Source organism: uncultured Acidovorax sp., assembly GCF_964021665.1.
Lineage (GTDB): Bacteria > Pseudomonadota > Gammaproteobacteria > Burkholderiales > Burkholderiaceae_C > Acidovorax > Acidovorax temperans.
Map to the genome: position 1 here is coordinate 1 of NZ_CAXIAK010000084.1, position 15,232 is coordinate 15,232.

Genomic DNA, 15,232 nt, shown 5'->3' on the forward strand with positions numbered 1-15,232 from the left:
TGGGTATTCGTCACCGCTTCTAATCACTGGTGGGGGAAAAGCGCTGCTCTGGCAACAGAGTGGCGCAGGTTTCCAAGGGAAAACCGGGTCGCTAGCGATAGTGATCCGGTTTTTTTCTTTCTCAGAACGACCCCAATTTCCAGGACACCTCAAGAAAAACCCAAGAAATACCCAAAAACCCATCCCAACCCGCAAGGGCGCGAGAGAGTTCTTTTTTCAGGTGCCCGCGGGGTAGAAGCGGTTGGCACCTTTCCTGCATGGGAGGGCTGAGCGGCACGGGCGTTTTCGGCGTCGTGCGCTCGAAAACCATGGGTCATCGTCGCAAACTTCCCTGTTAGCATGGTCCATCATTCTTTGCTTTTCTGATGCTTGCCTTTATTTTGCGGCGCCTGATTCAGGCGGTCATGGTGATGGTCACGGTGGCCTTCATTGCCTTCATGCTGTTTCAGTATGTGGGTGATCCGGTGGTGTTTTTTCTGGGGCAGGATGCCACCCCCGAGCAGATTCGCAGCCTGCGCGCCGATCTGGGGCTCGACAAACCCTTTTTTGTGCAGTTCGGGCACTTTCTGGTGAATGCCGCGCAGGGTGAGTTTGGACTGAGCCTGCGCCAGGGCGCCAAGGTGTCCCGCTTGATGGCCGAGCGTTTTCCGGCCACGCTGGAGCTAGCTCTGGTGGCTGCAGCGCTGGCCCTATTGATCGGAGTGCCCATGGGGGTGTATGCGGCGCTCAAGCGCGGCACCTTCATCAGCCAGGCGTTCATGACCTTGTCACTGCTGGGTGTGTCGCTGCCCACCTTTTTGATCGGCATTTTGCTCATTTTGGTGTTTGCCGTGGTGCTGGGCTGGTTCCCCAGCTTTGGCCGGGGCGAGGTGGTGCATATCGGGTGGTGGACTTCAGGGCTGCTCACGGCCAAGGGCTGGCACCACATCACGCTGCCAGCCATCACGCTGGCGATTTTTCAGCTCACGCTCATCATGCGCCTGGTGCGCGCCGAGATGCTGGAGGTGCTGCGCACCGACTACATCAAGTTTGCCCGCGCCCGTGGTTTGTCCAACCGGGCCATCCACTTTGGTCACGCCCTCAAGAACACGCTCGTTCCGGTGCTCACGATCACGGGTCTGCAGCTGGGTGGTCTGATCGCATTCGCCATCATCACCGAGACAGTGTTCCAGTGGCCCGGCATGGGCTTGCTGTTCATCCAGGCGGTGACGTTCGCTGACATCCCTGTGATGGCCGCCTACCTGTGCCTGATTGCCTTGATCTTCGTGGTCATCAATCTGGTGGTGGACTTGCTGTACTTCGTGGTCGACCCGCGCCTGCGCGTGGGCAAGGCCGGGGGCCACTGATGCAAGGCTCTCGCCTGAAAGCGGGCGGGCGGGCGTTTGCCCACATTGCCCAGTTTCATCCTGAGCTGACTGCATTGCGCCGCGACCTGCACGCGCATCCTGAACTGGGTTTTGAAGAGGTTTACACCGGCAAGCGGGTGGTAGAGGCGCTCAAGGTCTGCGGTGTGGATGAGATCCACCAAGGCATTGGCCGCACAGGCATCGTGGCGGTGATTCGTGGGCGCAGCGTGGCCAGCGGCGCCATGGTGGGCCTGCGGGCTGACATGGATGCGCTTCCGCTGACGGAGCACAACGACTTTTCCTGGAAGTCTTGCAAGCCCGGACTGATGCACGGTTGCGGCCACGACGGGCACACGGCCATGCTGGTGGGAGCGGCGCGTTACCTTGCGCAAACGCGTAACTTCGACGGCACGGCCGTGCTCGTATTTCAGCCAGGCGAGGAAGGCTTTGCTGGTGCGCGGGTAATGATGGAAGACGGACTGTTTGAACGCTTTCCGGTGCAGTCCATCTACGCCATGCACAACTGGCCCGCCATGAAGCCGGGCACGATCGGCATCAACCCCGGCCCGATGATGGCCGCGGCAGACCGCATCACCATCGAGATCACAGGCCGTGGCGGCCATGGCGCACACGCCTACCAGACGGTGGACGTGGTGCTGGTGGCAGCCCACATCATCACGGCGGCGCAGAGCATCGTCTCGCGCAACGTGCGCCCGATTGAGAGCGCAGTCATCAGCCTGTGCGCGATGAAGGCTGGCGATCTGGGGGCCTTCAGTGTGCTGCCCGGGTCGGCCACGCTGGTGGGCACCGTGCGCACGTTCGATCCCCTCGTGCAGGAGATGGTGGAGAACCGCCTTAAAGATCTGTGCAACGCCATTGCCCTGGGCTTTGGCGCCACCGCCACGGTGCATTACGAGCGCATTTACCCCGCCACCATCAACACCGAAAGTGAAGCGCTGTTTGCTGGCGATGTGGCTGAATCTCTGGTGGGGGCGGACCATGTGGTGCGCGACCTGGAGCCCAGCATGGGCGCAGAGGACTTCTCTTTCATGCTGCAGACCAAGCCTGGCGCCTACCTGCGCATAGGGCAGGGCACCGGCTCCAGCGGCAGTGCGTTGCACAACAGCCGCTACGACTTCAATGACGACATCCTGCCGCTGGGCTCGGCCTTGCATGCGAGCCTGATCGAGCAGGCCATGCCGCTGCCCACGCCTTGACGCAACCCGTTTGACGATGATGGGCACACCCGCAATTCCCCACCCCTCCCAGGAGAACCGCATGAAGATCGAACGGAAAATGGCCGCGACAGCATTGTTTGTTGCCCTGTCTGCAGTCGGCGTTGTAGCCAGCGCGCAGACTGTGCGCATCGCCAACCAGGGCGACGCCTTGTCGATGGACCCGCACTCGCTCAACGAGACCTTGCAGCTGAGCGTGACGGGCAACGTCTACGAACCCCTGGTGGGCCGCAACAAGGACCTGAGCCTCACCCCCATGCTGGCTACCAGCTGGAAGCAGACATCGCCCACGGTGTGGCGCTTTGAGCTGCGCAAGGGCGTGCAATTCCACGACGGCACTCCCTTCACCGCCGATGACGTGGTGTTCAGCCTGGCCCGCACCCAGGTCGAAGGCTCGGACATGAAGAGCTACACCAACGACTTCAAGGAAGTGCGCAAGATCGACAGCCATACCGTCGAGATTGAAACCAAGACGCCTTTCCCCATCCTGCCCGACGTGCTCTCGCTCGTGTACATCATGAGCAAGAAGTGGTGCGAGACCAACCAGGCCACCGTGCCTGTGGACCGCCGCAAGGGGGTGGAGAACACGGCATCGTTCAAGGCCAATGGCACCGGCCCCTTCCGTGTGCGCGAGCGCCAGCCCAACGTGCGCCCCGTGTTCACGCGCAACGGCTCTTACTGGGGCAAGATCGAAGGCAACGTGACCGAGGTGGTGTTCACCCCCATCGGCAACGATGCCACCCGCGTGGCGGCCTTGCTTTCGGGCGAAGTGGACGTGATGGAGCCCGTGCCCGTTCAGGACATTGACCGTGTCAACAGCAGCGCCAACACCCGCGCCATCACCGGCCCTGAGCTGCGCACCATCTTCCTGGGCATGGACCAAAAGCGCGATGAGCTGCTGTATTCCAACGTCAAGGGCAAGAACCCCTTCAAGGACAAGCGCGTGCGCCAGGCCTTCTATCAGGCCATCGACATTGAAGGCATCAAGAAGACCGTGATGCGCGGTGCTTCCAACCCCTCCGCGCAACTGGTGGGCCCTGGCATCAACGGCTTCCAGCCTGAGATGAAGCGACTGCCCTACGACGTGGAAGCAGCCAAGAAGCTGATGGCTGAGGCCGGCTACCCCAACGGCTTTGAAGTGTCGATGAACTGCCCCAACGACCGTTACGTGAACGACGGGCGCATCTGCCAGACGGTAGCGGCCAACCTCTCGCGCATCAATGTCAAGATCAACCTGCAGGCCGAAACCAAGGGCACGTACTTCCCCAAGGTGCTGCGCCGCGACACCAGCTTCTACATGCTGGGCTGGACCCCCGCGACCTACGACGCGCACAACGTCATGAATGCCATCATGCGCTGCGTGGACGACAAGGGCGCAGGCCAGTTCAACCTAGGGGCATATTGCAACCCCAAGGTGGACGAGCTGACCCTCAAGGTCCAGGCCGAGACGGACAAGAACAAGCGCAACGCCTACATCAAGGAAGCGTTTGACCTGCATGCCGCCGATGTGGGCCACATCCCACTGCACCAGCAAGCACTGGCCTGGGGCGTGAACAAGAAGGTCAAGCTCGTGCAGCTGGCCGACAACTTCATGTACTTCAAGTGGATCAGCCTGCCCTGATTCCACGCTGTTTCCCGTTTCGCTTTTTCTGTTGACCGCAGCGCACGAAGGCCACAAGCCTGGTGCGCTGGCGGATGCCTCTGGTTCTTACGATGAAAAAAACACTTGCCCGCTGGCTCGACAGCGACGTTGGCTACAGCTTCCGCACCTCGCCCATGGCGATGGTGGCGGCCTTGATTGCACTGGTGTGCGTGTTCTGCTCGATCTTTGCCGGCTGGGTGGCACCGCACAACCCCTTTGACCTGGCCACGCTCGAATTGAGCGATGCGCGCCTGCCACCCGCCTGGAGCGAGCATGGCACCACCAAATATCTGCTCGGCACGGACGACCAGGGCCGTGACATTCTTTCTGCACTGATCTACGGCGCCCGCATCTCGCTGGTGGTGGGCCTGGCGTCGGTGCTGCTCTCGGTGGTTGTGGGCGTGGGCCTGGGCCTGCTGGCCGGCTTTCGGGGCGGCTGGATCGATGCCGTGCTGATGCGCCTGTGCGACGTGATGCTGTCGTTCCCAGCCATCCTGGTGGCTCTGTTGATCGCTGGTGTGGGCCGGGCCTTGTTCCCCAACGCGCACGAGTCGCTGGCATTTGGCGTGCTCATCATCTCGATTTCGCTCACCGGCTGGGTGCAGTACGCGCGCACCGTGCGCGGCTCCACGCTGGTGGAGCGCAACAAGGAATATGTGCAGGCAGCCCGCGTCACCGGTGTCTCGCCGCTGCGCATCATGCGCAAGCATGTGCTGCCCAATGTGCTGGGCCCCGTCATGGTGCTGGCCACCATCCAGGTGGCCACGGCCATCATCACCGAGGCCACGCTGTCCTTCCTGGGGGTGGGCGCACCTCCCACATCGCCCTCGCTGGGCACCCTGATCCGCATTGGTAACGACTACCTGTTCTCGGGCGAATGGTGGATTACCGTGTTCCCCGGCGTCATGCTGGTGCTGATTGCGCTTTCTGTGAACCTGCTGGGCGACTGGCTGCGTGATGCCCTGAACCCGCGCCTTCGCTAAGCCATCACAAGAACAAAAATCGATACTCCCATGAGCCTTCTAGAAGTCAAAAACCTCGTCGTCGAATTTCCAGGCCGTCGCGGCACCCTGCGCGCCCTGGACGACATCTCTTTCTCCATCGCACCCGGCGAGATCCTGGGCGTGGTGGGTGAATCGGGCGCGGGCAAGTCGCTCACCGGCGCGGCCATCATCGGCCTGCTCGAACCTCCAGGCCGTGTGGCCTCGGGCCAGATCCTGCTCGAAGGCCAGCGCATCGACAACCTGGGCGACGAAGAAATGCGCCACATCCGTGGCCGCCGCATCGGTGCGATTTTTCAGGACCCGCTGACCTCGCTGAACCCGCTGTACACAGTGGGCCGCCAGTTGACGGAAACCATCCTGGCCCACCTGCCCGTGAACGCGGCCGAAGCCCGCCAGCGCGCCATCCAGCTGCTCAAGGACACCGGCATTCCGGCGGCCGAAGAGCGCATTGACCACTACCCGCACCAGTTCTCGGGCGGCATGCGCCAGCGCGTGGTGATTGCCCTGGCCCTGGCGGCCGAGCCCAAGCTGATCGTGGCCGACGAGCCCACCACGGCGCTGGATGTGTCCATCCAGGCACAGATCATCACGCTGCTGAAAAACATCTGCAAATCGCGCGGCGCCGCCGTCATGCTCATCACGCACGACATGGGCGTGATTGCCGAAACCTGCGACCGCGTGGCCGTGCTGTACGCCGGCCGTGTGGCCGAGATTGGTCCGGTGCACGATGTGATCAACCAGCCCTCGCACCCCTACACCGCCGGCCTCATGGCCTCCATCCCCGACATGGAGCAAGACCGCGAGCGCCTGAACCAGATCGATGGCGCCATGCCGCGCCTGAACGCCATTCCCCAGGGCTGCGCCTACAACCCGCGCTGCCCACAGAAATTTGACCGCTGCATGACCGACCGCCCCGACCTGATGAGTGCCGGAAACACCCGCGCCGCCTGCTGGCTACACGCTGCTGACAACGCCAAGGTGGCCGCATGAGCAGCGCCGTGAATTCCACACACAAGCCCCTGGTGCAGGCGCACGACCTGGCCAAGACCTTCGACGTATCTGCCCCCTGGCTCAACCGCGTGCTGGAGGGCAAGCCCCGCACGCTGCTGCACGCTGTGGATGGTGTGAGCTTTGAAATCGAGAAGGGCAAGACGCTGGCCCTGGTGGGCGAATCCGGTTGCGGCAAGAGCACCGTGGCCCGCCTGCTGGTGGGCCTGTATGACCCCACGCGCGGTGGCCTGACTTTTGACGGGCAAGACGCCCACGCCGCCTTCAAGGGCAGCAACGCCAAGGCCATGCGCCGCCGCATCCAGATGATCTTCCAGGACCCCTACGCCAGCCTGAACCCGCGTTGGCTGGTGGAAGACATCATTGGTGAGCCGCTCAAAGAGCATGGCCTCATCACCGACAAGGCCCAGCTCAAGCAGCGTGTGGGCGAGTTGCTGCAGTCGGTGGGCCTGTCGCCGCTCGACATGGTGAAGTACCCGCACCAGTTCTCGGGCGGCCAGCGCCAGCGCATCTCGATTGCGCGCGCCCTGGCGACCGAGCCCGAGTTTCTGGTGTGCGACGAGCCCACCAGCGCGCTCGACGTGTCGGTGCAGGCGCAGGTGCTCAACATCATGAAGGACCTGCAGCGCGAGCGGCAGCTCACCTACCTGTTCATCAGCCACAACCTGGCCGTGGTGCGCCACGTGAGCGACCAGGTGGGCGTGATGTACCTGGGCCGCCTGGTGGAACTGGCCGACAAGCACACGCTGTTTGACACGCCGCGCCACCCCTACACGCGCATGCTGCTCGATGCCATCCCCAAGATGCACGACACCGGCAAGGCGCGCACCCCCGTGCAGGGCGAGGTGCCCAACCCGCTCAACCCGCCACCGGGCTGCGCCTTCAACCCGCGCTGCCCGCATGTGAACGAGCGCTGCCGCACCGAGCGGCCCCAACTGCTCACGCTGGGCGGCATCCGCATTGCGTGCCATGCGGTGGAAGAAGGGCGCATCTGAGGGGGCGTGAAAACGCACACCCGGTACGCTTTCTGATCTCAATAGCTACCTCTGCCCATGTTTGTGGGTAGAGGTTTGCTATCAAAAACATAGCTTCTGGCGCTTATCTATCAAGCGCTGGAGGCTATTTTTGTATGTGATGCTGGAATCACGCCTGCGTGGGCAGCGCTCGCCCCAGCAGGTAGTCGATGCAGGTGCGCACCGCGCGCGTCTGGTGCCGGTCGGGCATGTAGAGCATGAACATCTGTGTGCCGAAAATGCTCAGGCGCCATTCGTCCAGCGTGGTCAGCACCTCGCCGCTGGTCACGGCGTCTTGCACCACATAGTCGGGCACCAGGCCCACGCCCAGCCCGGCCAGAATGCCCTGGCGCAGAAACGGAAAGTGCTCGGAGATGATGGTCGGCTCCAGCATCACTTCCTGGCGCAACTCGCCCTGGTAGCCCCGCAGGCGCAGCTGCTTGCCCACCACGCCCGAGGTGATCACCGGCGCGGCCCGCAGCGCCTCGAAGGTTTGCGGCAGGCCCTGCGCCTCGGCATAGGCGCGCGATGCGCAGGCGATGTAGCGCACGCTGCCCAGGTCGCGTGCCACCAGCGTGGGCGGGGGCTCGGGCATCACGCGGATGGCAATGTCCACTTCGTCGCGGATCAGGTCGTCCACCCGGTTTTCAAAGCGCACATCCAGCACGATGCCGGGGTACAGGCGCTTGAAGTCGATCAGCCAGTCCGACATCACCATTTGCCCGTAACCGCTGGGCACGCTCAGGCCCACGCGGCCCTGTAGCCCTTGGCCCAGCGTGGCAATGGTTTCGCGCGCGGCCAGCATCTCGTTTTGAATGGCGCGGCCATGCGCGTACAGGCGCAGGCCCACTTCGGTCGGCTCCACCCGGCGCGTGGTGCGGCGCACCAGTTGCACGCCGACCGACTTTTCCAACTGGTGCAGGTGGTAGCTCACGTTGGCCCGCGTCATTTTCAGGTTGCGGGCCGCCTGGCTCAGGTTGCCGGCGTCCAGGATGTCCACCAGCACGGTGAGCGAAGTGAGTTCCATAACAAAGGTGGTGTGATGAGGCCATGCGCCGCTTTTGTCAAAAGCGTTTTGACAGTCTGTCAATGGACTATGTAATTGTCAAGATAGTTTCGCGCATCAACAATCACCCGGTCATCAACAGCCACTGACCAGGAGACTCCCCGCATGGGCGCTGCCGCTTCCGCCTCTTCCGTTGTTACCACCGCCTTGCATGGTGACGTGCTGGTGGTCACCATCGACAACCCACCGGTCAACGCCCTCGGCGCTGCCGTGCGCCAGGGCCTGCTGGCCGCCATGCAACAGGCGCAGGCCGACGCGGCCGTGGCCGCCGTGCTGCTGGTGGGCGCAGGCAAGGCCTTCATTGCCGGGGCCGACATTCGCGAATTTGGCAAGCCGCCCGTGCCCCCGGCGCTGCCGGAGGTCTGCCGCGCCATCGAAGGCTCGGACAAGCCCGTCGTGGCCGTGCTGCACGGCGCCGCCCTGGGCGGTGGGCTGGAAGTGGCCCTGTCGGCCCACTACCGCCTGGCATTGCCCGCCGCCACGGTGGGCTTGCCCGAAGTGAACCTGGGCCTGCTGCCCGGCTCGGGCGGCACGCAGCGCGCACCGCGCCTGATGGGCGTGCAGGCGGCCACGGCCATGATGCTCAGCGGTCAGCACCTCAAGGCCCAGGCGGCATTGCAGGCCGGTCTGGTGGACAAATTGGTTGAAGGCGCCGACGCGCAGGCCGCAGGCCTGGCCTATGTGCGAGAACTGCTCGCCGCCAAGGCCCCCGTGCGCCGCACCCGCGACCTGGCGATTGCCGAACCTCAGGCTGCGCTGGCCTGGCTGGAAGAGCAAAAGGCCGAGACCGCGAAGAAAGCGCGCGGCCTGTTCTCGCCCCTCAAGATCATCGAATGCGTGCAAGCCGCCGTGCAACTGCCGTTTGACGAAGGCCTGGCCCGTGAGCGTGCGCTGTTCATCGAATGCCTGGACAGCCCGCAACGCGCCGGTCTCATCCACGCCTTCTTTGCCGAGCGTGAAGTGGCCAAGGTGCCCGAAGCCCAGGCCGCGCAGCCGCGCCCCGTGGCCAGTGTTGCCGTGATCGGTGGCGGCACCATGGGCGCGGGCATTGCCGTGGCCGCGCTGGATGCCGGCCTGCCGGTGACCATGATTGAGCGCGATGCCGAGTCGATCGCCCGTGGCCGCGCCAACGTGGAAAAGGTCTACAACGGCCTGGTAGCCAAGGGCCGCATGACTGAAGCCGCCAAGGCCGCCGTGATGGCGCGATACATCGGCAGCACCAACTACGCCGACATCGCCCAGGTGGACCTGGTGATCGAAGCCGTGTTTGAAGACATTGAGGTCAAGAAGGCCGTGTTCCGCGAGCTGGACCGCGTGTGCAAGCCCGGTGCCGTGCTGGCCACCAACACGTCCTACCTTGACATCGACGCCATCGCTGCATCCACCAGCCGCCCGCAGGACGTGATTGGCCTGCACTTCTTCAGCCCCGCCAACATCATGAAGCTGCTGGAGATCGTGGTGCCCGCCAAGGTGGCGGCCGACGTGGTGGCCACGGCGTTCGAGCTGGCCAAGAAGCTCAAGAAGGTGCCCGTGCGCGCCGGTGTGTGCGACGGTTTCATCGGCAACCGCATCCTGGCCGTGTACAAGCAGGCGGCTGACTACCTCATGGAAGACGGCGCCAGCCCTTACGAAATCGACGCGGCCGTGCGCGGCTTTGGCTTTGCCATGGGCCCGTTCCAGGTGACGGACCTGGCCGGTGGAGACATTGGCTGGGCCACGCGCAAGCGCCGCGCCGCCACGCGCGACCCCAAGGCCCGGTACGTGGAGATTGCCGACCGCATCTGCGAACGCGGCTGGTTTGGCCAGAAGACCGGGCGCGGTTTTTACCTCTACCCCGAAGGCGCCCGCGTAGGCCAGCCCGACCCGGAAGTGCTGGCCATTGTGGATGCCGAGCGCGCCAAGAAAGGCATCACGCCGCGCAGCTTCAGTGCCGACGACATCATGCGCCGCTACATGGCGGCCATGGTGAATGAAGGTGCCAAGGTGGTGGCCGAAGGCATTGCCCTGCGCCCGCTGGATGTGGACGTGACCTTCGTCGCGGGCTACGGCTTCCCGCGCCACCGTGGGGGCCCCATGAAGTGGGCCGACATGACGGGCCTGCCCAAGGTGCTGGCCGACATCGAGGCCTTTGCCAAGGAAGACCCGCTGTTCTGGAAGCCCGCGCCGCTGCTGGAACAACTGGTGGCCGAAGGCCGCAACTTCGACAGCCTGAACAAGGCGGCTTGATCGCCCCAGCGGTCATCAAAAACAGGAGCTGCCAGCGCTTGTATTTCAATGATTTCAAAGGGTTTTCATGTTGATAACCCCGTGAATCAAGCGCTAGCAGCTATCAAAAACAAAGCACTCTCACACACCCAGGAGCCCGCCATGCGCGAAGCTGTCATCGTTTCCACCGCCCGTACCCCGCTGGCCAAGTCGCACCGCGGCGAATTCAACCAAACCCCCGGCGCCCAGCTGGGTGCCTTCTCGGTGCAGGCTGCCGTGCAGCGCGCCGGCATTGACCCCGGCCTGATCGAAGACTTGATCTGGGGCTGCGGCTACCCTGAGGGCACCACCGGCCGCAACATTGGCCGCCAGACGGCGCTGCGCGCAGGCCTGCCCGTCACCGTGGGGGGCACGGTCATCAATCGTTTCTGCTCCTCGGGCCTGCAGGCCATTGCCGTGGCCGCCGGGCGCATCGTGCTTGAAGGCGTGCCGGCCATGGTGGCGGGTGGTGTGGAAAGCATTTCGCTGATGAACCCCGCAGGCCGCAGCGGTGCATCGCACCTGGACCCCTGGCTGGTGGAACACAAGCCCGCGTTGTTCATGGAAATGATCGACACCGCCGATGTGGTGGCCCAGCGCTACGGCATCACGCGGGAAGACCAGGACGCTTTCTCGCTGCAAAGCCAGCAGCGCACGGCGGCCGCGCAGGCCAGCGGCGTGTTCGACAACGAAATCGTGCCCTGCAAAACCACCATGGCCGAGAAGAACAAGGACACCGGCGAGGTGACCTACCGCGAGGTGGTGGCCACCATGGACAACTGCAACCGCCCCAGCACCACGCTGGAGGGCCTGGCCAAGCTGGAGCCCGTGAAGGGCGCGGGCAAGTTCGTCACGGCGGGCAATGCCTCGCAGTTGTCAGACGGCTCGGCCGCCTGCGTGATGATGGAAGCGAAAGAGGCCGAGCGCCGTGGCCTGCAGGCCCTGGGCGCTTTCCGTGGCTTTGCCGTGGCGGGCTGCGAGCCCGACGAGATGGGCATTGGCCCCGTGTTCGCCGTGCCCCGCCTGCTGGAGCGCGCGGGCCTCAAGGTCGAAGACATCGCCCTTTGGGAGCTGAACGAAGCCTTTGCCTCGCAAGCCCTGTACTGCCAGCGCCAGCTCGGTATTCCGATGGAGCGGCTCAACGTCAACGGCGGCGCCATCTCCATCGGCCACCCCTTTGGCATGACGGGCGCACGCCTGGCCGGTCACATCCTGCTCGAAGGCCAGCGCCGCAAGGCCAAGGACCCTTCCGTGAAGTGGGCCGTGGTGACCATGTGCATCGGCGGCGGCCAAGGCGCGGCTGGCCTGTTCGAGATTTTCTGATCCACACAACGCAACTTTTTCCTGAAGCAGACGACCGACATGGACCTGAATTTCACCCCTGAAGAAGAAGCCTTCCGCGCCGAGGTGCAGGCTTTCCTGAAAGACAAGCTGCCCGCACGCATCGCTAACAAAGTCAAGGCTGGCCAGCGCCTGACCAAGGCCGACCAGGACGAGTGGCACGCCATCCTGAACGAACGCGGCTGGCTGGCCAACCACTGGCCCGAGGAATACGGCGGCCCCGGCTGGGGCGCGGTCGAGAAGTTCATCTTCGACACCGAATGCGCCCTGGCCGGTGGCCCGCGCATCGTGCCCTTTGGCGTGAACATGCTGGGCCCGGTGCTCATCAAGTTTGGCAACGAGGCGCAGAAGAAATACTGGCTGCCGCGCATCCTGAGTGGTGAAGACTGGTGGTGCCAGGGTTATTCCGAACCCGGCGCGGGCTCGGACCTGGCTTCGGTGAAGACCACGGCCGTCCGCCAGGGCGACCACTACGTCGTCAATGGCCAGAAGACCTGGACCACCCAGGGCCAGCACGCCAACATGATCTTCTGCCTGGTGCGCACCGACCGCGAGGCCAAGGCCCAGTCGGGCATCAGCTTCTTGTTGGTGGACATGAAGTCGCCCGGCGTGGAGTTGCGCCCTATCCGCACACTGGATGGCGATCGTGAAGTCAACGAAGTGTTCTTCACCGACGTGAAGGTGCCCGTGGAAAACCTGGTGGGCGAGGAAAACAAGGGCTGGACGTACGCCAAGTACCTGCTGACCTACGAACGCACGGGCATTGCCGGCGTGGGCTTTTGCATTGCCGCGCTGGCCAAGCTCAAGGTGATTGCCGCCAAGGTCATGAAAAACGGCAAGCCGCTGGATCAAGACCCGCTGTTTGCCGCCCGCATGGCCCAGGTCGAGATTGACCTGGAGAACATGAAGACCACCAACCTGCGCGTGATTGCCGCCGTGGCGGGTGGCGGAGTGCCGGGGGCTGAAAGCTCCATGCTCAAGATCCGCGGCACCGAGATTCGCCAGGAAATTTTGTCGCTGATGCGCCGCGCTGTGGGCCCGTACGCGCTGCCCTTCATTGAAGAAGCCCAGTACGAAGGCTATGCCGACGAACCCGTGGGCCCGAAAGAGGCTGCCACGGCTGCCGCCAACTACTTCAACTACCGCAAGCTGTCGATCTTTGGCGGCTCCAATGAAATCCAGAAGAACATCATTTCAAAAATGATCTTGGGCCTGTGAGGTTGCCGCGATGAACTTTGAACATACCGAAGACCGCCGCATGCTGGCGGACACCCTGAACCGCTTCGTGGCCGAGCAGTACGGCATCGAAACCCGCAACCACATTGCCTACGGCGACAACGGCATGGACCCCGCCCTGTGGTCCCGTTTTGCCGAGCTGGGCGCGATTGGCGCGCTGTTCCCTGAAGCCGATGGCGGCTTTGGCGGCGCAGGCTTTGATGTGGCTGTGGTGTTTGAAGCCCTGGGCGGCGGCCTGGTGGTGGAGCCCTTTTTGGGCGCGCTGGTGGTGGGCCGGGCGCTGGGCTTGGCGGGCAGCGCTGCGCAAAAGGAACACATCGCCAGCCTCATCGACGGTAGCGCCGTGGCCGCACTGGCGCATGAAGAGCCCGGCGCACATTACGCATTGAACCGCGTGACCACCCGCGCAGTGCGCAATGGCGATGGCTGGCAGCTCACTGGCCACAAGGCCGTGGTGCTGCATGGCGACCAGGCGCAGTTGCTGCTGGTCAGTGCCCGCACCTCGGGCGCTGTGGACGATGAAAACGGCATCTCGTTGTTCCTGGTGCCCGCCGATGCCGCAGGCCTGAGCCGCCGCGGCATGGGCCGCATCGACGGTGGCCGCGTGGCCGAAGTCACGCTGCAGAACGTGCAAGTCGGCGCGGGCGCGCTGCTGGGCGCGGAAGGGCAGGGCTTTGCCACGCTGGAACACGCCGTGGGCTGGGGCATTCTGGCCGTGTGTGCCGAAGCACTGGGCGCCATGGATGTGGCCAAGAAGCACACGCTGGAATACCTGCAAACGCGCAAACAGTTTGGCGTGCCGATTGGCAGCTTCCAGGCCCTGCAGCACCGCATGGCCGACTTGCTGCTCGAAGTGGAGCAGGCCCGCTCTGCCGTCATCAACGCCGCCGCCGCGATGGACAGCACCGACCGCGCTGAGCGCGAGCGCGCACTGTCGGCCGCCAAGGTCACCATGGGTCGCATTGGGGCGCTGGTGGCTGAAGAAAGTATCCAGCTGCACGGCGGAATCGGCATGACGTGGGAGCTGCCCTTGTCGCACTACGCCAAGCGCCTGGTCATGGTGGACCACCAGTTTGGCGATGAAGACCACCACCTGGCGCGCTTCATTGAACTTGGTCGGAGCTGAAGCCATGGAGCAGCCACTGCCTCTGCTGCAACGCCGCGAGGGCGCGGTGCTTGTGCTCTCCAACAACAACCCTGCGGCGCGCAATGCACTGTCGCCCGCGTTCTACGCGGCGCTGACCGAGGCCTTGGCGCAGGCCGAGGCCGACCCTACCGTGGGTGCCATCGTGCTCACGGGCGAGGGCGGGCACTTTTGCGCGGGCGGCGACCTGCGCCAGTTGGCCAAGCGGCGCGAGCTGCCCATTGAAGAGCGCCGCGCCAAGCTCGAAGGCCTGCACGACCTGATCCGCACCGTGCGCGATTGCCGCAAGCCGGTGATTGCCGCAGTGGAGGGCGCTGCTGCCGGTGCCGGCCTGTCGCTGGCGCTGGCTTGCGACATGCTGGTGGCAGCACGCAACGCCGTGTTCTCGGTCGCGTACGTGAAGGTTGGGCTCACGCCCGATGGTGGCGCCACGGCCTTCCTGGCCGAGTTCGTGTCGCGCCAGGTGCTGACCGAACTGTGCCTGACGGGCGAGCGCATTTCGGGCGAGCGGCTGCACGCGCTCGGCCCCGTCAATCGTTTGGCAGAACCCGGCGAGGCCCTCACCCAGGCGCTGGCGCTGGCCGCGCAGGTGGCCACTGGCCCCGATGTGGCCATGGGCCGTATCAAGGCGCTGTGCCGCAGTGCCTACATCCAGCCGCTGGACGACCAGTTGGAGCTGGAAGCTCAGCTCATGGTGCAGTCGCAAGCCACCGAAGAATCCCGCGAAGGCATTGGCGCATTTCTGGAAAAGCGCCCGGCCGATTTTGTACGCCTGCGCCAGATCAATGCACCGCGCACTGGCAATGAAGAGACTCAGCCATGACCCAGCAAACCTCTCCCACCCCATCACTGCCTGAGGGCATGGACTTCCCGCTTGAAGGCGTGCGCGTGCTCGCCCTCTCGCGCGTGTTTGCAGGCCCGCTGTGCGGCCAGGTGCTGGCCGACTTTGGTGC

The 15,232-nt window shown here is 64.2% G+C and carries 14 protein-coding genes; 13 read left to right on the forward strand and 1 reads right to left on the reverse strand.

Going from position 1 to position 15,232, the window contains the following annotated elements:
- The 7 genes from AADJ04_RS14725 to AADJ04_RS14755 form a co-directional block, all read left to right on the forward strand.
- A partial coding sequence (locus tag AADJ04_RS14725) for a hypothetical protein (RefSeq protein ID WP_341240066.1) occupies positions 1–270 on the forward strand: 270 nt, incomplete at its 5' end.
- Positions 271–365: 95 nt separating this feature from the next.
- Positions 366–1,346, forward strand: a complete 981-nt coding sequence (locus AADJ04_RS14730) for an ABC transporter permease (RefSeq protein WP_341240067.1) — start codon at positions 366–368, stop codon at positions 1,344–1,346.
- Entirely contained in the window at positions 1,346–2,563 is a 1,218-nt protein-coding gene (locus tag AADJ04_RS14735) for a M20 aminoacylase family protein (protein ID WP_341240068.1), read from the forward strand. Before AADJ04_RS14730 ends, AADJ04_RS14735 begins: the two co-directional genes overlap by 1 nt.
- A gap of 61 nt (positions 2,564–2,624) precedes the next feature.
- On the forward strand, positions 2,625–4,202 hold the full coding sequence (locus tag AADJ04_RS14740) for an ABC transporter substrate-binding protein (protein ID WP_341240069.1): 1,578 nt from the start codon (positions 2,625–2,627) through the stop codon (positions 4,200–4,202).
- Between the two features lie 92 nt (positions 4,203–4,294).
- The gene (locus AADJ04_RS14745) at positions 4,295–5,206 is read left to right on the forward strand and encodes an ABC transporter permease (protein ID WP_044399790.1); all 912 of its coding nucleotides are present in this window, start codon (positions 4,295–4,297) and stop codon (positions 5,204–5,206) included.
- Between the two features lie 30 nt (positions 5,207–5,236).
- Positions 5,237–6,217: an ABC transporter ATP-binding protein gene (locus tag AADJ04_RS14750; protein WP_273623682.1), complete on the forward strand. Its 981-nt coding sequence runs from the start codon at positions 5,237–5,239 to the stop codon at positions 6,215–6,217.
- 8 nt (positions 6,218–6,225) lie between these two features.
- Positions 6,226–7,230, forward strand: coding sequence for a dipeptide ABC transporter ATP-binding protein (locus AADJ04_RS14755; protein ID WP_341240070.1), 1,005 nt, complete (start codon positions 6,226–6,228; stop codon positions 7,228–7,230).
- A gap of 148 nt (positions 7,231–7,378) precedes the next feature.
- Here the strand turns inward: AADJ04_RS14755 and AADJ04_RS14760 are convergent, their stop codons facing one another.
- A complete protein-coding gene (locus tag AADJ04_RS14760) occupies positions 7,379–8,275 on the reverse strand; it encodes a LysR substrate-binding domain-containing protein (RefSeq protein WP_312780215.1) in 897 nt (298 codons plus the stop codon).
- Positions 8,276–8,419: 144 nt separating this feature from the next.
- On the opposite strand from AADJ04_RS14760, the gene AADJ04_RS14765 reads away from it, so the two are divergent.
- The 6 genes from AADJ04_RS14765 to AADJ04_RS14790 all read left to right on the forward strand — a co-directional run.
- The gene (locus AADJ04_RS14765) at positions 8,420–10,540 is read left to right on the forward strand and encodes a 3-hydroxyacyl-CoA dehydrogenase NAD-binding domain-containing protein (RefSeq protein ID WP_341240071.1); all 2,121 of its coding nucleotides are present in this window, start codon (positions 8,420–8,422) and stop codon (positions 10,538–10,540) included.
- 141 nt (positions 10,541–10,681) lie between these two features.
- Positions 10,682–11,881: an acetyl-CoA C-acyltransferase gene (locus tag AADJ04_RS14770; RefSeq protein ID WP_066693590.1), complete on the forward strand. Its 1,200-nt coding sequence runs from the start codon at positions 10,682–10,684 to the stop codon at positions 11,879–11,881.
- Between the two features lie 39 nt (positions 11,882–11,920).
- A complete protein-coding gene (locus AADJ04_RS14775; protein WP_341240072.1) occupies positions 11,921–13,117 on the forward strand; it encodes an acyl-CoA dehydrogenase family protein in 1,197 nt (398 codons plus the stop codon).
- A 10-nt stretch (positions 13,118–13,127) separates the two neighbouring features.
- Entirely contained in the window at positions 13,128–14,261 is a 1,134-nt protein-coding gene (locus AADJ04_RS14780) for an acyl-CoA dehydrogenase family protein (protein ID WP_341240073.1), read from the forward strand.
- A 4-nt stretch (positions 14,262–14,265) separates the two neighbouring features.
- Positions 14,266–15,102, forward strand: coding sequence for an enoyl-CoA hydratase (locus tag AADJ04_RS14785; RefSeq protein ID WP_341240074.1), 837 nt, complete (start codon positions 14,266–14,268; stop codon positions 15,100–15,102).
- Positions 15,099–15,232 (forward strand): CoA transferase (locus tag AADJ04_RS14790; RefSeq protein WP_341240075.1); only part of this gene is annotated, 134 nt, incomplete at its 3' end. The genes AADJ04_RS14785 and AADJ04_RS14790, both read left to right, overlap by 4 nt.